Annotated in this window: 11 protein-coding genes; 6 read left to right on the top strand and 5 right to left on the bottom strand. The window is 72.5% G+C overall.

From position 1 onward, the window contains the following. Positions 1-74 precede the first annotated feature (74 nt). The 6 genes from WMF12_RS38885 to WMF12_RS38860 all read left to right on the top strand — a co-directional run bounded on the left by WMF12_RS38885 (position 75) and on the right by WMF12_RS38860 (position 13,526). On the top strand, positions 75-4,223 hold the full coding sequence (locus tag WMF12_RS38885) for an nSTAND1 domain-containing NTPase (RefSeq protein ID WP_437853332.1): 4,149 nt from the start codon (positions 75-77) through the stop codon (positions 4,221-4,223). 130 nt (positions 4,224-4,353) lie between these two features. Beyond that, the gene (locus tag WMF12_RS38880) at positions 4,354-5,352 is read left to right on the top strand and encodes an ADYC domain-containing protein (protein ID WP_437853331.1); all 999 of its coding nucleotides are present in this window, start codon (positions 4,354-4,356) and stop codon (positions 5,350-5,352) included. 253 nt (positions 5,353-5,605) lie between these two features. After that, the gene (locus WMF12_RS38875; protein WP_437853329.1) at positions 5,606-6,814 is read left to right on the top strand and encodes a hypothetical protein; all 1,209 of its coding nucleotides are present in this window, start codon (positions 5,606-5,608) and stop codon (positions 6,812-6,814) included. Positions 6,815-7,173: 359 nt separating this feature from the next. Continuing rightward, complete coding sequence (gene ypfJ / locus WMF12_RS38870; RefSeq protein WP_437853326.1) at positions 7,174-8,007, top strand: KPN_02809 family neutral zinc metallopeptidase; 834 nt, start codon at positions 7,174-7,176, stop codon at positions 8,005-8,007. Positions 8,008-8,205: 198 nt separating this feature from the next. Then, positions 8,206-12,834 carry a capsule biosynthesis protein CapB gene (locus WMF12_RS38865; protein WP_437853324.1) on the top strand — a complete coding sequence of 1,543 codons (4,629 nt, stop codon included), beginning with the start codon at positions 8,206-8,208 and terminating at the stop codon, positions 12,832-12,834. Between the two features lie 104 nt (positions 12,835-12,938). Then, a complete protein-coding gene (locus WMF12_RS38860; protein WP_437853322.1) occupies positions 12,939-13,526 on the top strand; it encodes a Uma2 family endonuclease in 588 nt (195 codons plus the stop codon). Positions 13,527-13,611: 85 nt separating this feature from the next. Here the strand turns inward: WMF12_RS38860 and WMF12_RS38855 are convergent, their stop codons facing one another. The 5 genes from WMF12_RS38855 to WMF12_RS38835 form a co-directional block, all read right to left on the bottom strand. Further along, entirely contained in the window at positions 13,612-14,352 is a 741-nt protein-coding gene (locus WMF12_RS38855; protein ID WP_437853321.1) for a 2OG-Fe(II) oxygenase, read from the bottom strand. Further along, complete coding sequence (ada, locus tag WMF12_RS38850) at positions 14,349-15,422, bottom strand: bifunctional DNA-binding transcriptional regulator/O6-methylguanine-DNA methyltransferase Ada (protein WP_437853319.1); 1,074 nt, start codon at positions 15,420-15,422, stop codon at positions 14,349-14,351. The genes WMF12_RS38855 and ada overlap by 4 nt, the downstream gene beginning before the upstream one ends. Positions 15,423-15,727: 305 nt before the next feature. Continuing rightward, positions 15,728-16,486 carry an NAD-dependent deacylase gene (locus WMF12_RS38845; RefSeq protein ID WP_437853317.1) on the bottom strand — a complete coding sequence of 253 codons (759 nt, stop codon included), beginning with the start codon at positions 16,484-16,486 and terminating at the stop codon, positions 15,728-15,730. Between the two features lie 178 nt (positions 16,487-16,664). Next, positions 16,665-17,027, bottom strand: a complete 363-nt coding sequence (locus WMF12_RS38840) for a GFA family protein (RefSeq protein ID WP_437295241.1) — start codon at positions 17,025-17,027, stop codon at positions 16,665-16,667. A 231-nt stretch (positions 17,028-17,258) separates the two neighbouring features. After that, the gene (locus WMF12_RS38835; RefSeq protein ID WP_437853315.1) at positions 17,259-18,026 is read right to left on the bottom strand and encodes an SDR family NAD(P)-dependent oxidoreductase; all 768 of its coding nucleotides are present in this window, start codon (positions 18,024-18,026) and stop codon (positions 17,259-17,261) included. Between the last annotated feature and the right edge of the window lie 23 nt (positions 18,027-18,049).

The raw sequence follows: 18,049 nt of genomic DNA, 5'->3' as shown, positions 1-18,049 counted from the left end.
GTCGGGCGGCGGACCCCACAGGGGACGCTCGGCTCGAGTATAGTCCCCGGGCGCTTGGCGCGAGGCGGGCCCTCGTGAAAGAGAAGATTGCTTCAACCCTCTCGCAGGCCATCCTGCGCCCCGGCGGCGCGGAGACGCAGCCGCGGGCGGGTGACGCCCTGCCGCCGTCGAGCGTAGGCCCGGAGAGCCTCGCCCCGTCGAGCCTCGCCCCGTCGAGCTTCGGCCCGGAGAGCCCCGGCCCGTCGAGCTTCCACCCGCCGAGGCGGTTCGAGGAGTACCGGCTCCTCCAGAAGCTCGGCAGCGGCGGCATGGGCGACGTCTACCTCGCGCACGACACGCTGCTCGACCGCATGGTCGCGGTGAAGTTCATCCGCGCGGCGACCGCGGACGCCGAGGTGCGCGCGCGTCTGCTCGCCGAGGCGCGCGCGGCCGCCCGCATCCAGCACCCGAACGTCGTCGCCATCTTCCGCGTGGGCGAGCTCCGGGGACGGCTGTTCGTCGTCTCGGAGTTCGTCCGCGGCCAGAGCCTCGACCGCGTCGACATACCGATGCCCTCGCGCCGCGTGCTCGAGCTCGGCGCGGGCCTCGCGCGGGGCCTCGCGGCTGCCCACCGCCGGGGGGTGCTGCACCTCGACATCAAGCCGGCCAACGCGGTCCTCACCGCGGAGGGCGAGGCGAAGCTCCTCGACTTCGGCCTCGCAAAGCTCCTCGAGCCGGCCGCGCGGCCCGACACGCGCGGGGCGCGATCCGACGTCCCTGGAGCGCGATTCGACGTCCCTGGAGCGCGATCGGACAGTCCCGGAGGGCGATCGGACAGTCCCGGAGGGCGATCGGACAGTCCCGGAGGGCGATCGGACAGTCCCGGAGGGCGATCCGACGCGCTCGGCGAGGACGCGCTCTCTGGCGGCGAGGCCCTGCGAGGAGCGCAGGGCGACGCCGACGCGGCGATCGCGCCCGGCGATGAGCCGCTCGAGGGCGAGTTCCGCGAGGCGGCCGAGATGGCGGCGCGCCTGCTCGACGTGACGACGAGCGTCGGCGGCGGCACGCCCCACTACCTGCCGCCCGAGCTGTGGCGCGACGAGCTCGCGACGCGCCGCTCCGACGTGTACTCGCTCGGCGCGCTGCTCTTCGAGCTCTGCGCCGGCGTCCCGCCGCACGACGACGTGCCGATGACCGAGCTCCCGCTCGTCGTCCAGACCGAGGCGCCCAGGCCCCTCGCCGCCCTCGCGCCGGGCGTCGATCCGCGGCTCGCGGCCGTCATCGAGCGGTGCCTCGAGATCGACCCGGCCGACCGCTTCGCCTCGGGCGACGAGCTGCGCGACGCGCTCGAACAGCTGCTCGCCAGGAGCCGCCACGCCTCCGTCGCCCCGGAGGGCAACCCCTACCGCGGGCTCCTCGTCTTCGATCTCGAGCACCGCGCGGTGTTCTACGGGCGCAGCTCCGAGACGGGGACGATCCTCGACCGGCTCCGCTCCGAGCCCATGATCGTCGTGGCCGGCGACTCGGGCTCGGGCAAGTCCTCGCTCTGCCGCGCCGGCGTGCTCTCGCTCGTGCTCGAGGGCGCCCTCGGCGGCGGGCGCGCCTTCCAGGCGGCCATGATGGTGCCCGGCCGGCAGCCGCTCGCCGCGCTGGCCGCCGCGCTCGAGCCGGTCCTCGGCGCGCCCGCCGAGCGCATCGCCCAGGCCGTGCGCGCCGCCCCGGGCTCCCTCGCCCGCGACCTGCGCGCGCGACTCGGGGAGCGCGGCGGGCTCGTGCTGTTCATCGACCAGATGGAGGAGCTCGCGACGCTGAGCAGCCCGGGCGAGGCGGCGCTCGTCGGCGAGGTGCTCAGCGCCTTCGCGGCGCGCTCGCCCTCCCTGCGCCTGCTCGCCACGGTGCGCGGCGACTTCCTCGCGCGCGTCGCCGGCATCTCCGGCCTGGGCGACGACATCGAGCGCGCGCTCTACCTGCTCCGCCCGATGTCGGCGGACAAGCTCCGCGAGGCCATCACCGGGCCGGCGCTGGCCAAGGGCGTCGCGTTCGAGTCCGACGCGGTCGTCGACGCGCTCGTCGAGTCCACAGCGCGCGCCGAGGGCGGGCTGCCGCTCCTCCAGTTCGCGCTCGCCGAGCTCTGGGACGCCCGCGCCGCGCCCGACGCGCCGCTCAGCAGCGCCGATCTCGCGCAGATCGGCGGGGTCGAGGGCGCGCTCGCCCGCCACGCCGATCGCGTGCTCGGCCGCATGCCGCCCGTGGTCCACGCGGCCGCGCGGCGGCTGCTCGCCGCGCTCATCACCCCGCAGGGCACGCGGGCGCGGCGCGCCGAGGGCGAGCTCGCGGAGAAGGGCGGCGACGGGGCGGCGCGCGCCGCGCTCGACGCGCTCGTGCAGGGCCGCCTCCTGTTCGCGCGCGAAGGCGAGCAGGGGACGGTCTACGAGATCGCCCACGAGGCACTGATCCACGGCTGGGGGACGCTGCGCCACTGGCTCGAGGAGCAGCGCGAGCAGCGCGCGACGCGCCAGCGCCTCGACGCCTCGGCCGCCGAGTGGGAGCGGCTCGGCCGGCGCCGCGACGCGCTCTTCAGCGCGCGCCAGCTCAAGGAGGCGAAGGGCCTCGACCCGGCCGACCTGCCGCCGCGCGAGGCGGCGTTCCTGAGGGCGTCGCGGCGCGCCGTCCTGACGCAGCGCGCGGTCCGGTGGGCCCTCGTCGTGGGCGTCCCGCTCATCGCCGCGCTGCTCTATGGCACGCTGGAGCTCAGGGCGGCGCGCCAGCTCGCCGCGCGGGCGGACAGGAAGATCCACGAGGCCGCGCTCACCTCGGCCGCCGCGGCGCTCGAGGGCGCCCAGGCCGAGGCGCTCCGCGCGGAGGCGCTCTCGGCGTTCGATCGCCGGCGCCGCGACGAGGGGGAGGCGCTCTGGGAGCTCACGCGCAGGCGCGCCGCCGAGGCCGAGCGGCTGCAGCTGCAGGTGAGCCAGAAGCTGGAGGCGGCGCTCACGCTCGACGGCGCCCGCAACGACGCGCGCGCGCGGCTCGGCGACGTGCTCTACGAGCGCGCGCTCGCCGCGGACGCGCGCGGCCACGCCTCGCTGCGCGACGAGCTGCTCCAGCGCATGACCACGTACGATCCCGACGGCGCGCGCCGGCAGCGATGGAACGCGCCCGCCGAGGTCGCCATCGAGACCGATCCCCCCGGCGCGGACATCACGCTGGAGCGGTACGAGCCCGACGCGGAGGGGCGCCGGCAGCTGGTCGGACAGCGCCTCCTCGGGACGACGCCCTTCGCGAGCCTCGCGCTCGCGCAGGGCTCCTACCTGCTCACCTGCGAGGCGCGGAATCGCACCATCGTGCGTTATCCGTTCCTGGTCCAACGCGGAGAGTCATTGAAGCTCTCCATCCCGCTGCCGCACGCCGGGGACGTTCCTCCCGGGTACATCTACATCCCGCCGGGCCGGTTCCTCTTCGGCGCCGCCCTCGACGACATGTACCGGTGGGCGTTCCTCTCCACCGTTCCTCTCCACGAGATCCGCACAGGCGCGTACCTGATTGCGCGACACGAGACGACGTTCCAGGAGTGGCTCGACTACATCCAGGAGCTCCCGAAGGAGTCCCGCGGCAGCTCCTCCATCCAGGCGGGCAACGGCGCCATGACAGGCGCCCTGGGGCTGCGCCGCCTGCCAAGCGGTGTGTGGCAGCTCACGATCCAGCCCACGGTCCAGGCGTATACCGCGCGGGCAGGAGAGCCGCTCGTGTATCCATCGCGGGCGGTCCGCGCGCAGCAGGACTGGCTTCGTTTCCCCGTCACGGGCATCTCCTTCGCTCAGGCCACCGAGTATGCCGCGTGGCTCCACAGGACAGGCCGCGTGCGCGGAGCCCGCCTCTGCAGCGACTACGAGTGGGAGCGCGCGGCGCGGGGCGCCGACAGCCGCATCTTCCCGCACGGGGACAGGCTGTCTCCCGGCGACGCCAACTTCGATGAGACCTACGGCAAGGAGAGCTCCACGATGGGGCCGGATGAGGTGGGCTCCCACCCCGCCTCACGTAGTCCGTTCGGGGTCGATGACATGGCGGGAAACGTGCTGGAGTGGGCCATTTCTTCGATCGAGATCGACAAAGTGCTGTTGCGAGGTGGTGCTTATATCTATGATCAAACCTCGGTCCGAAGTGACAACCGGACCGTCGTTGATGGCACCTTCCTCGACCCGGTGATCGGGCTCCGCATCTGCGCCTCGTTCCCTCCACCCCCGTGAAGGCGACGAGGCCTGCGGCGCTCGAGCCGACGCGGGCTTCATCGCTCGCGTGATCGGGGCCCGACCGCCCGAGGGAAGACCGTCGATGCGCAAGGCGTCACGGCTTTAGCGGCAGCGTCCGGAGGCGATCATGTTGAAGCGAGGGTTCCTGGCAGGGTCGATGGTCGGGCTCATATCCCTCGGCGCCGGTTGCGCCGCGGAGATCGACGGCGGCGAGGACGAGGAAGCGCTGGCGGAGAGCTCGTTCGCGATGAGCAGGCTCAACGGCATGAACCTCAACGGGGTCCGCTTCAACGGGGTTCGCTTCAACGGGGTCCGCTTCAACGGGGTCCGCTTCAACGGGGTCTCGCTGGACGCGACGACGCTGGTCGGGACGCGCGAGGGCGACGGCGCGCCGGTCGCCGGGGGCGACTTCATCGGCGCGGACATCGAGGCGGTCCTGGACGATGGGTCGTCGGTGGTCGTCCGCATCACGAACGTCGTCGAGCGCGACGGGCTCCAGTACTACACGGTGAAATACAACGCCGGCCCCGGGGTCTGGGTCAACATTTGCGGCGAGGGCCTCGACGCGCTCCCGGTGAAGGGGACGTGGGACGCGGTGACGGGGGCCCACTCGGACGACGGGGGCATGTTCACGTTCGCCTGTCAGGGCGCGGCGATCGGGAAGTGCGCCGAGTGGGGCTACAGGGAATGGGTGGCCGAGGCGGAGTGCAATGAGAGCGGCTGCGAGGACAGGGATCTCTCGTACTTCCATCAAGCGTGCATCCGCATGGTGCGCGCGGACTACTGCGGCGACGGCGTGCCGCACACCCAGACCGGGACGGCGATCGACGTCTGGGATGCGCTCGGCATCCAGACCGAGACGGTGGACTCTGGCATGAGCCTCGAGGCCGAGTGGACGGTGGACGGCGCCGCCTGCATCAAGCACACCCGGTGGAACGGCCTTGGCGGCAGCAACCCGGATCGCGACTACATCCTGGCGCATTGCCCGGAGCGTTGGGCCGGGGACGATCCGAGCTGCGGCGGGAGCACCTCGACCTTCCACAAGGAGAACGGCTTCACGACGCCGCTCGGCCAGCGGCGCATTCTGCGGAACGCGTCGTTCACGACCAACGCGAGCCCCCTGTAGGCGGCGCCGTCGCGCGGGTCCCGTCACGGTCGCGCCCAGGCCGGGGAGTGCCGGAGTGTGTCAGCGCTGCGGCGCGACGATCGAGGGGGGCCGCTGCGCTCTCCGCGAAAACCGCTGGTCTCGACGCGATCGAGCCCCGCGCGGCGGTGGACCATGTCTTGCGATGGGGGCTGGAGCGTCAGGTACAAGCCGCCCTGTTCCGAGCTCCTCGCCGTGCTCATGAGGCAGCGGGCATGGGCTGGAGGTGCACGTCATGCTGCTCGACCGATCCTTTCGACGAACGCTCATCGCCCGTCTCTTGCAGAGCGCTGGCCCCTCGGCGGCTGCAGCGCTCCTCGTCGCAGCGCCGGGCTGCGGGGAGGCCGAGGCCGAGGCCGAAAGCGCCCAGGAGTTCCGTTGCTTCGATTGGTTCAACGAGCTCGGGGCTTGCCTGGACCGCGACGCAGCGCTGGATGAGTTCAGCACCATCTACCGGCCCTGCGACGGCAAGGACGTGGAGCTGGAGAAAGACACGATCGTGTCGGTGGAGAGCGACGCGACCCGCCGTGACGGCGCGTGCTGTTACGAGGTGATCGTCGAGGAGAACACCCTTGACTGCGCCGCGGTGGGACGGCCTTTTTCCCTGGAGGGGCACCACCTCACGGCGGCGCCGCGGCCGGCCGAGGCGGGGTGGCTCGCGCGTGCGACGGCGAGCGGCGCCGGTGGGCAGCAGCCTTCGCTGGCGGAGCTGACGGACGAGGAGCGGGAGACGCTCGCCGGGGAATGGCTCCGGAGCGCGCTCGAGGAGCACGCGTCGGTGGCGTCGTTCGCGCGCTTCGCGCTGGATCTCATGGCGCACGGCGCGCCGTCGTCGCTCGTCGAGGCGGCCCACATCGCCGCGCTCGACGAGGTCGGTCACGCCCGCCTCGGGTTCTCGCTCGCGACCGCGTATGGGGGCGGCCCTGTCGGCCCGGCCGCCTTCCCGATGTCGCCGGCGGTGCCGATCGCCGCGGATCTCGCGGCGCTGGCGCGCGCCGCCGCGGAGGAGGGCTGCGTCGGCGAGACGGTGGCCGCGATGATCGCGGCGGAGAAGCGCGCCCGCGCCGAGGACCCCGCGGTGCGCGCGGCGCTCGAGGTGATCGCGGAGGACGAGGCGCGGCACGCCGAGCTCGCGTGGCTGACGGTGGCGTGGGCGATCGGGGCCGGCGGCGAGCCGGTGCGCCGCGCTGTGGCCGAGGTGTTCGAGGCCGCCGCGGCGTCGCTCGGGCGTCCGCCCCCGCCCGGGGCCGAGCCGGGCGGCGGCCGCGCCGCGGCCGGCGGCCGCGCCGCGGCGCTCGTGGCGCACGGGCACCTCGCCGTGGCCGAGATGCGCGCGCTGCAGGGCGCGGCGCTCGCCCAGGTGGTGCTGCCGTGCGCGCGCGCGCTGGGGCTCTGGAGGCCTGCGGCCGCAGCGGGGGCGGCTCGGCCTGCGGCGAGCGCGTAGCGACCTCCGGAGGCGCTCAGGTCTTCTCTTCGCGGCGGCGAGGATGGCCGAGGGCGTGCTCCTTTGGAATCCACCTCGAGCCAGACCTGCTTGATCTTGCCGTCCTGGGAGTGCTGGCCAGAGCACCGGGCGAGTCGAGGAGAGGCACCGCCAGGACGCCTGAAGGCGCAGAGAGGTGTCTTCTCGGGAGACGCCGAGAGAGACCTCGTGTTCTTCGTGGCAAGGCGCAGGCGGCGATTCGCTCGTTCGCGCGCCGCGCGACCAGGCCGGCGCCATCACCAGGCGCGCAATACCCGCACGTCCCGACCGAAAGCTAAGGTACCACCCGATGCGCAGTCCACGCTATACATGCGCTGGCCATGCGCTGGACACCTGGGAAACGCAGTGCGAACCTCCGAGACCTCCGCGGCGCGTCCGGTGGAGCGAAGCTCGGTGTGGGCGGGACGGTGATCCTGCTCGTGCTCTCGCTGGTCTTCGGGAAGGATCTCCTGTCGGGGCTCGGTCAGGGGTCCGCGATCCCCGGCGCGCAGAGCGGGCGCTCGAGCTCGCCCGAGGAGGAGCGGCTCGTCGACTTCGTCTCCTTCGTCCTCGATGACACCGAGGCCGTGTGGACGCAGGTGTTCAGCCGGACGGGGCAGCGCTATCCGGCGCCCGTGCTGACGGTGTTCACCGACTCCGTGAGGTCGGGCTGCGGTATCGGCGAGTCGGCGATGGGCCCGTTCTACTGCCCGGCGGACCGGACGGCGTATATCGACCTCGGCTTCTACCGCGAGCTCAAGGCGCGGTTCGGCGCGCCGGGCGACTTCGCCCAGGCGTACGTGCTCGCCCACGAGATCGGCCACCACGTGCAGAACGTGCTCGGGACCGAGCGCCGCCTGCGCCAGCTGCAGGCCGCGCGCCCGGGCGAGAAAAACGCGCTCTCCGTGAAGATGGAGCTCCAGGCGGACTGCTTCGCCGGCGTGTGGGCCCACTCCACGGCGAAGCGCGACCTGCTCGAGGCGGGCGACGTCGAGGAGGCCCTCAAGGCCGCGTCCGCGATCGGTGACGACCGGCTGCAGAAGGCCGCGACCGGCAGGGTCAACCCGGAGACGTGGACACACGGCTCGTCGGCGCAGCGGGTCGCCTGGTTCAAGCGCGGCATGCAGGGCGGCCGCGTCGAGGACTGCGACACGTTCGCCGAGGGCTCGCCCTGAACAGGCGCCGTCCGCCCGCGCGCGGGAAGGCGAGGGGAGCGCAAATCGCACGAGCGGCGGCTCGCGACAGCTCCGCGCGACGGTGTACGCTGCTCGCCCGCCGATGGTCTCGCCGCACGGTGCCCCTCGCTCCCCGACGCAAGGCCGCCTCCGCCCTCGTGCGCGTCCCCTTCGCCTTCGCGCGCTCGCGGAGGCGCCGTGAGCTCGCGCGAGTCGCCTGACTCCTGGACCGCCGCGCCGCGGTCGATCCTGGAGGTCATCGAGGACAGCCTCCCCCAGATCGAGGTGCGCCTGCGCTCGCGCGCCATCGCCACGGTCGTCGCGCGCGTCACGGCCGACCTGGGCGACGAGGAGCACCCGAGGCCCGCGCTGCTCGCCGCGCTCGCCCGGTGCGCCGACGGCGCGGCCGCCGAGGTCGACCGGCTGCGCAGCGCCGAGTCCGCGCTCGTGCTCGCCTACCAGTCGGCCGCCACCCCCGCCGAGCGGCGCGAGCTCCTCGCCCGGCAGCTCCGCGTCTGGGCGCGGGAGCGCGAGCAACGCGAGAGGAGCGGCGCCGCCTCCCTGCTCGGCTGGGTCGCCGGGCGCGTCGAGCGGGCCGGCGACCTCTCGGCGCTCGGCCGCAACCTCGACCTCGAGGCGGCCCAGGAGCGCTTCGCCACCGCCATCGCCGACCGCCTCGACGAGATCGAGGTCGCCTACCACGCCCTCACCCACCTCGCGCAGCACCTCGACGACCCGTCCGACGCGGTGCACGTCGCCCGCGACGGCGGCGTCCTCCGGCTCGCCATGGCGCACGCCGAGCCGAGCCGCCCCGCGCCCGTCCGCCGGGCCGCGCTGCTCGCCGCCGTCGCCCTCCTGCACCGCCTCCCGGCGCGCGAGCGCCTCGGCCACCTCGGGCTCGACGCGGCCCGCTCCGTGCTGGCGTGGTCGCGCGGGGTCAACGCGTCCCGCTGGGTGCAGATCGCCGCCCTCGAGATCGGCGTCCTCCTGTTCCCCGACGAGGCGTTCTCCCTGCTGGCCGAGCGCCTCCGCGCGCGCGACGCCGCCGACAAGGACGGCCCCATCCTCCGCCGCAACGCCCTGCGCCTCCTCGGCGCGGCGGCGCGCCCGTCCGCCCCGGTGATCCCGCTCGACCGCGCGGCGCGCCTCGCCGGCGCCCCGTGGGATCCGCGCCGCTGGAACGGCGCGCAGGCCAGCCGCGCCAGCCGGTCGAGCATCGCGCCCGAGGCCGCCGCCGCCTCCGGAGGCGCCCGCGAGGGCTCCGAGCCGCCCGACACGCCCGCGCCCGACTCGGCGCCCCGGCTCAGCGCCGATCCCGCCGCCGGCGCGCCGCCCGCCCGCGTGGCGCCCGCGGGCGCGGACCCGCTCGCCATCGCGCTGCTCGCCCGCGACGACCCGAGCGAGCACGTCCGCCAGGAGCTCGTGCGCCAGCTCGTCGAGCTCGGCGGCGCGGAGGCCCTCACGGCGCTCGTCGAGATCGCCGAGGGCGACGGGTCGCCTCGCGTCCGCGGGTACGCGCTGCGGGAGCTCTCGCGGCGCGCGACCGACCACGCGGACGCCGCCCCGTTCGCCGAGCGCGCCGTCCGGTTCGCCCTCGCGAAGCCAGGCCCGCCGCTCGCGTCCCGCGCGGCCCTCGAGGCGGTGCGCACGCTCTGCGCCGGGCCCTACGCCCCGCTGCCTCCGGGCACCTTCGTCGAGCTGCTCGCCGAGTTCGCGAGCCGCCCGGCGATCTCGCCGGACCTGTCGGACGAGGCCGCCGCCGCGCTGCGGCTGCTCGAGGTCGAGAGCCGCCCGGTCGCCGAGCACATCCGCCAGACGCTCCTCGCCGCTGCGTCGGAGCTCCTGGAGGGCGAGAGCGCGCCGGTCGAGCTCCCGGCCGACGCCGAGCCCAGGGACGTCGAGCGCGCGCTCGTTGTCGCGTCGCGCGGCGACATGACGTACACGCTGCGGCGCCGCGGCCGGGGACGGTACGTGCTCACGCGCGGCGAGCCGCGCGGCTTCCGCCTCTGGCGGCTCATCCACGAGATGCGCACGCCGATGCCGGACAAGCGCAAGGGGTGGATCCACACGAACGGCCGCCTGTTCGCGGGCGAGCTCGTCGCGCCGCCGGTCGGCATGGCGGAGGTCACGCCGACGCGCGTGCCGGGCGAGCGCCACGTCTACCCGCCCGTCGGCGGCTGGGGGCCGTTCGTCCCCCGCGTCGACGACCTGCTCGCCGCCGCCAGCCTGAGCCAGCGCGAGATCCGCCTCATCACGGCGCGCGGCACGGTCACGGTGCGCGGCCCGGCCAAGCTCGCGCACCGGCTGCGCGCCCGCGCCCTGCTCACGCTGCGCTACGACCGCTACGCCCAGGCCCGCATGCGCGCGCTCGTGGCGCAGGAGCCGGCCGAGCAGAAGAAGTTCACGCTGATGACGGGCGAGCTCGGCTTCACGGTCGCGCTCGGCGACACCGAGGGCGAGGTCGAGGGCCACGCGTACGCGATCGAGCCGCACCTGCCGGGCAAGTACCTCGCGGTCGCGCTGCCGCCTTTGCTCCAGAGCGGCCGCGACTGGCTCGCCGGCCCGTCGGTGCCGGTCTGGATCGACGGCTTCTTCTCGTACCTCGTCTCGCCGGCGGGCAACGTCCCGACGCAGCTCGCGTGGATCGTGTTCCTCGTCCTCGCGTACATGGTGCTGCGGGCCGCGTGGATCGCGGCGCAGATCGAGCGCGCCCGCCGGGGCATCCCGCTCACGATCGGCGGCTGGGGCACGCGCGGCAAGAGCGGCTCGGAGCGGCTCAAGGCCGCGCTGTTCCACGCGCTCCGCTACGACGTCGTCGTGAAGACGACCGGCTGCGAGGCGATGTTCATCCACGCCATGCGCGACCTGCCGGCGCAGGAGATCTTCATCTACCGCCCGTACGACAAGGCGACGATCTGGGAGCAGCGGAACATCCTCACGGCCGGGCGGAACCTCCGCGCCCAGGTGTTCCTGTGGGAGTGCATGGCGCTCCAGCCGCTCTTCGTGGACACGCTCTGCTCCGAGTGGATGCGCGACGAGATCACGACGCTGACGAACGCCTACCCGGATCACGAGGACATCCAGGGCCCCGGGGGCGAGGACGTCGCCCGGGTGATCGCGCGCTTCATGCCCACGGACGGGCTGTCGTTCACGACGGAGGAGCAGATGCTCCCGCTGCTCAAGGACCAGGCGCAGCGGAAGGGGACGAACCTCGTCGCGATCCCGCCGATCGACGCGGACCTCCTGCCGGTCGACCTCCTGGATCGGCTCCCGTACCAGGAGCACCCGCGCAACGTGGCGCTGGTGCTGGCGCTCGCCGACCATTTCGGCGTCGATCGCGAGTTCGCGCTGGTCGAGATCGCGGATCACGTGATCCTCGATCTCGGCGTCCTGAAGACGTACCCGACGGTGCAGTACCGGGGGCGGAAGCTGACGTTCTCGAACGGGATGAGCGCGAACGAGCGCGCCGGGTTCATGTCGAACTGGACGCGGCTCGCGTTCGACAAGCACGACATGGACGCGACGCCCGGCAAGGCGACGGTGATGGTGGTGAACAACCGCGCGGACCGGGTCGCGCGGTCGCGCGTGTTCGCGCAGATCATCGTGGAGGACATCGGGGTCGATCACGTGGTGCTGATCAACTCGAACCTCGGCGGGATGATGCAGTTCATCACGGAGGGGCTCGACGCGCGGCTCCGGGACATGGTGATCACGGGCGACGGGGGCAAGGAGCGCGCGCTCGAGCGCTTCGACGAGCAGATGAAGAAGCTGGGCGTCCCGGCGCGGGCGGGCGCCTTCGAGGAGGATCTCACCCGGATGCTGCGCGCGCTGCCGGCGATCGACGAGGCGGCGGCGGCGGCGATCGTGGGCGGCCCCGGGGTTCTGGGGAAGAAGGGGGAGCCCGAGGCGATCGAGGCGGCGGTGAAGCAGGCGCTGGAGGCGCACGCGCCGCCGGCGGGGGAGGACGACATCCGCCCGGACATCGTCCACCACGCGGCGCGGCTGGCGCGCCGCCTCGCCCGCCGCGACAAGGCGCGCGCGGAGGTGGAGGCGGCGCTGTCGCGGGGCGCGGACGCCGAGGCCAACCAGGCGTTCCGCGCGGCGTTCCGCGAGCTGTGCCTCGATCGCATCGCGGTCCTCTGGAACGCCGACGCGAAGGGAGACAAGGTGATCGACTTCATCACGCGCGAGATCCCGCCAGGGTTCGACGCGCGGCTGATGGGGTCGCAGAACATCAAGGGGACCGGGCTCGACTTCGTCTACCGGTGGCTCTCGATGGATCGCGTGAGGACCGCGATCGAGCGGATGCAGAGCAACGCGTCGGCGCGGCGCGAGGTGCTGACGTTCTTCCTGTCGTACTCGGATTTCGGCCTGATCGATCTGCGCGAGGCGCTCGCCGCGACGCGCGCGGCGAAGGAGCAGGGCGGCGCCGGGTGGGCGGAGCACGCGAACCTGATCGACGGGGCGATCCGCAGGCTCGAGGCGCTCGACAAGGAGAAGACTGCGGCGCTCGTGGTGACGGGCAAGACGGGGGTCGGGACGAAGGTGCTGCTCCGGGTAGAGCAGTTCGTCGATCACATGGACTCGGTGCGCCGGACGCGGTGGGCGAAGATCGTGATGGACGACCTGTTCGCGATGCGTATCGGCCACGGCCAGGCCGCGCTGCTGCTGCGGGAGATCGTGGGGCGGCAGAAGGGCGGCTGGCTTGCGAAGGATCTCGCCAAGTGGGTGGAGAAGCGCAGGGCGTGGCTGGAGAGCCGCCGGAAGAAGCAGCCGAAGAAGGCCGAGCCGGCCGCGCCGCCGGGGGCGGCGGCGGAACCCGGGTAGGGGAGTAGGGGAGCAGGGGAGGGCGCGCCGGGGGCGCGTGGCGGGCGGCAGGCGGGGCGCCTCGCCCCCGGGGGGCGGATGCCCTAAGCTGTCCGTCAGATCAGATGGGACATCCTGCCAGGCGCACCGGCCTCTCGCCCGCGGAGTACCTCGCGTTCGAGCGGGCTTCCGAGCAGAAGCACGAGTACGCGAACGGCGAGATCTTCGCGATGTCGGGCTGCACCCGGGCGCACAGCCTGCTGGCCGGGAACATCCAGCGCGAGCTCGGCAATGCGCTGCTCGAGCGCGCCTGCGAGGTCCACACCTCCGACATGCGCGTCAAGATCACGCCCACGGGGCGCTACGTGTACCCTGACGCGTCCGTCGTCTGTGGCGATCCCGTGTTCGAGGACGCAGAGATCGACACGCTCCTCAACCCGAACGTCGTCGTCGAGGTGCTCTCCGATTCGTCGGAGGCCTACGATCGCGGCGACAAGTTCGCGCAGTACCGGAGCGTCCCCTCGATCGCGGAGTATGTGCTCGTCTCCCAGAAGGAGGTGCGCATCGAGCACTTCCAGCGGCAGCCGGACGGCCGGTGGCTGCTGTCGATCCTGGGCCCCGGCACGCAGCTCGAGCTCGAGTCGGTCGGCGTCGTCATCGACGTCGATCGCGTTTATCTCAAGGTGCCGCTCGCGCCCTCCGCGGGCGATTGAGCTGTGGCCCGGGGAGGCTCCGGGGGCGTCTCGTGCGGTGCGCTATTTCGCACGACGGACTCGCCCGCGCTCCTCTCGCACTCCATCACGTGGCGTCGTGGAAGATGATGCCCACCGTGTGGCGATGCCCCGAGCGCACGCGGCTGACGCCGTGCCGGACGTTGACCCGGTACACTCCCCGCGTGCCCTGCACGGGTCGATGACGGACCGCGAACACCGTTGCATCGCCCTGGCGCAGCGGCACCACCATCGGTCGAGACTGCATGCGCGGGCGCTGCTCCGTCATCACGAGCTCGCCGCCCGCGAAGTCGCGCTCGGGCTCGGAGAGAAGCACCGCGACTTGGAGCGGAAATACGTGTTCGCCATAGAGGTCCTGGTGCAAGCAGTTGTAGTCACCCTCGCCATACTGCAGCAGGAGCGGTGTCGGCTGGACCTGGCCCGCGGCGTGGCAGCGCTCCACGAAGCGCGCGTGCTCGTCCGGATACTGGACCTCGAGGCCCATCGCCGCGCTCCAGCGGTTGGCGACGGGCACGAGGCGCGGGTAGATGCTGGTCCGCAACGAGGCGATCAGCGCGGGCAGCGGGTGCGCGAAGTATTTGTACTCCCCGCGCCCGAACCCGTGCCGCTCCATCACCACCCGGCTGCGAAAGAGCTCATTGCACGCGTACAATGCAGCCAGATCGTCGCACTCGGTCCGGGCGAGCAAGCCCTCGATCACGGCGCAGCCCTGCGCGTCGAGGTCCCGCGACACGCGCGCCCAGTCCCCCGCCGCCACCCGCTCGTCCACGCGGCTCGCGACCGGGACGTCGTCGCGGCGCGCGCTCAAGCGCCCGCCTCCCGGTCGAGCAGCGCGCGCTTGCGCTCGACACCCCAGCGATAGCCCGACAGGCCGCCATCGTTCCGCACCACACGATGGCACGGGATCGCCACGGCCAGCGCGTTGGCCGCGCACGCCTGCGCCACGGCCCTGACCGCCCTCGGAGCGCCGATGGCGCAGGCGATCTGCGCATAACTCGCGGTCGTACCGCCAGGGATGTCCCGCAACGCCTGCCAGACGCGCTGCTGGAACGCCGTGCCGCGGATGTCGAGCGGCAACTCGACCGAGGCGCGGGGGCGCTCCACGAGGCCCACCACCTTTGCGACGAGCTGCTCGAACCCGGCATCGGCGCCGAGCAGGTGGGCCCGAGGGAACCGGCGCTCGAGATCGTGCGCCAGCTCCGCCGGGTCGTCGCCGAGCAGGATGGCGCAGACGCCTCGCGCCGTGGCGGCGACCAGGATGGAGCCGAGCGAGCACTCCCCGATCGCAAACCGGATCTCCATCTGTGCACCTCCGGCGCGGTACCTCGTGGGCGTCATGCCCAGCACCTGGTTCGACTGCTCGTAGAAGCGCCCGCCCGAGCCGTACCCGGCTGCGTAGATCGCCTGGGTCACGGTGCCGTTCTTGCCGAGCTCGGCCCTCATCCGCCTGGCGCGGTGCGCCGCTGCATAGGCTTTCGGCGTCACCCCCGTCACGGCCTTGAAGACACGATGCGTGTGGAAGACGCTCAGCCCCGCATGGCGCGCCAGCTCCTCGAGGCTCGGCACCTGCTCGCTGCTCTCGATGAGCCGGCACAGCTGGGCGACCTGGGCCGCCTGGCGCTCGGCCAGAGGGGGCTGGTCGGGTTTGCAGCGCAGACACGGCCGGAAGCCCGCCCGTTCGGCGGCGGCCGCGGTCGGATGAAAGCCGACATTCTCGGGCCTCGCGGGCCGGGCGCCGCAGGATGGACGGCAGTACACGCCTGTCGTCTTGACCGAGTAGAAGAACTTGCCATCGGCGCTCGCGTCGCGGGCGATCACGGCTGCCCAGCGAGGATCGCTCTTCACCCCGACGGCGAGCGCATGGGCCTTTCCCGACATGTCGTCTGCCTCCTTCCGGCACTTCTTGCGGGTCACGAGGCGAGCTTAACGCGCGCGAAGATCGCCGCACTCCGGGTCTTGCTCTCGAATCCGTCGGTGCCCGCGGGCCCCTGGCCAGATGCAGCAGCCGATCGAGGCGGTCGGCGTCTCCGTTGCCCCGCGGTTGGCAGCCGCCATGATGCCAAGGCTCCCGCCGGTGACGATCGCGAAGCCGTGCTCGCCGAGGCGCCTTTTCGATAATTTAACGTTCGGACGGCCCCAGCTCGCCGACGTCCTGCGCGGGCCATGCGCCGCGTGCGGCGAGGTCAGCTGCCGGGCTCGACGCGGGAGAGGATCCCCTCCAGCGCCTCGACAGCGCGCATCGGAAGCCGCACCGAAACGGCGGTGGAGACCGCGGTGGGCGCCGGGTTGATCTCGATGGTCGGGACCCCGGAGTGCGCGGCCTCCAGGACCGGCCTCGTGATGTAGGGGAACAGGCTCGACGTCCCGATCGAGACGACCACGTCGAAGCCCCGCGCGAGCTCCCGCCGGAGGATCTCGACCTTCTCCAGGGGGAGCATCTCCCCGAAGAGGACGACATCGGGCCTGAGCACGGCGGCGCACGCCGGGCAGCGCGGGCACGGGGCGAGCTCCGCGTAATCGTCGACGTGCGCCTCGTAAGGGCAGCGTGTGCAGAGGATGCGGTGGAGATCTCCGTGGATGTCGATGACGTTCGTGGAGCCTGCGCCACGGTGAAACCCGTCGACGTTCTGGGTGAGCACCCAGCAGCGCGCGAGGCGGCGCTCGATCCGGGCGATCGCCGCGTGCGCTGCGTTGAGCCGCGCGCCGCGGCACGCGCGCTCGATCTGGTGCACGTACTTCCACGTGACCTCCGGGCGCCGCTGGAACATCTCGCCCGAGAGCGCCTCCTCGATGGCGAGCCCCTCGTCGGTCGCCTTCTCGCTGTAGAGCCCTCCGATCCCGCGGTAGGTGGGGATGCCAGAGGCCGCGGAGACCCCCGCGCCGGTGATGAAGAGGGCTGAGCGGGCCGAAGCCAGGAGCGCGCTTGCTCGTTCGATCGACATCGGGCGCCAGTCTACCCGTGTCGCCCGGGCTCGCGCCTGCGGATTGGCCAGGGGCGCGAGCGGGAGGTGCGCTGGCGCAGGGCCGGCGATGGTCGGCCGCGGCCGCGCCGTCCGGGCCCGTGGCCCGGTGCGCTGGCCGCGGCCGCGTTCGGCGCGGACCCGGCCAGCCCGGGCGCGACTACAGGCTCTTCCCGTCGAATTTCATCGTCTTGAGCGTGTCGATATCGACATCGTCCAGGCAGCGGACGTTGATGGCGCACATCTCCTGTCCGTTGGGACCGACTCCCCGCGCGAACGACTCGACGCCGCAGACCGAGCAGAACACATGGTGAATGACCTTCTTGTTGAACTGGTAGTCGGTGAGAACGTCGCCACCCTCCTTGAGCGTGAGCTGGTCCACCGGCGCGAAGGCCAGCATCGCGCCCAGCTTCGAACAGCGCGAGCAGTTGCACATGACCACGGGACTGCTCAGGTCCACCTTGACCTCGTAGCGAACCTTCCCGCAGTGACAGCCACCTGTATAGGTCTTGATCTCCGTCATGCGCGCATGGTGCCACAGGGAGCTGGCTGCGTGACGCAAAAATGCGATGTGTCGCGGCGGGTTACGCGGGTTACGCGGGTTACGCTTGCGCAAAAGATGTTCCGCGCCGAGGCATCGCAGCGGCAGGTCGCCGGCGCCGGTCTCGGCCGCGCTGCATTGCATTCTGTCGGAAACTTTTCTCGGCCCAGGCTGTCCAACGATGCCGCTTCTCGGCGAGGGGCCGTGCCCCGCCTACTGCTCCTCGTAGTTCCACGTCAGCCCGCCATCGACGAAGTACGTCGAGCCGGTCACGTAATCGGCGTCCGCCGAGGCGAGGAACACGGCGAGCCCGGCCACGTCCTCTGGCTTTCCCAGGCGGCCCAGCGGGATCTGGCCGAGCAGCGCGCTCAGCTTGTCGCGATCCTTGAGCAGAGTGGCGTTGATCTCCGTCTCGATCGCGCCCGGCGCGATGGCGTTCACGGTGATCCCGGTGCCGCGCAGCTCCACGGCGAGCGTGCGCGTGAGCATGCGGACGCCCCCCTTGCTGGCGCAGTACGACGCGAAGTGGGGAAACGGGAGATCCTCGTGAACCGAGCTGATGTTGATGATCTTGCCGGGCCGCCCCGCCTCGCGCAGGTGACGGACCATCGCCTGGCTCCCGAAGAACACCGCTTTGAGGTTGGTGTTCATCACCTGATCGTAGTCCTCCTCGGTCACCTCCCAGAACGGCGCCCGCTTCTCCAGCCCGGCATTGTTGACCAGCACGTCCAGCCGGCCGAAGCGCGCGACGGCCTCCTGGAAGAGCCCCCGCACGCTCTGGACGGAGGCGACGTCGACGGCGAACAGATGACCTCGCCTTCCTGCGGCCTCGACCTCTGCGAGGGCTTCCTCGGCGCCCTCTTTGCTCTTGTGGTACGTGAGCGCCACGTCGGCGCCTTCCCGGGCGAACCGGACAGCGATGCTGCGGCCGATGCCCCGGCTGCTCCCTGTGACCAGCGCGATCTTGCCTTGCAGTCTCATGGGGACCTCCTGTCTTCACGAGC

Source organism: Sorangium sp. So ce363 (genome assembly GCF_051520435.1).
GTDB lineage: Bacteria > Myxococcota_A > Polyangia > Polyangiales > Polyangiaceae > Sorangium > Sorangium cellulosum_B.
This window is presented reverse-complemented; position numbering and strand designations above follow the sequence as displayed.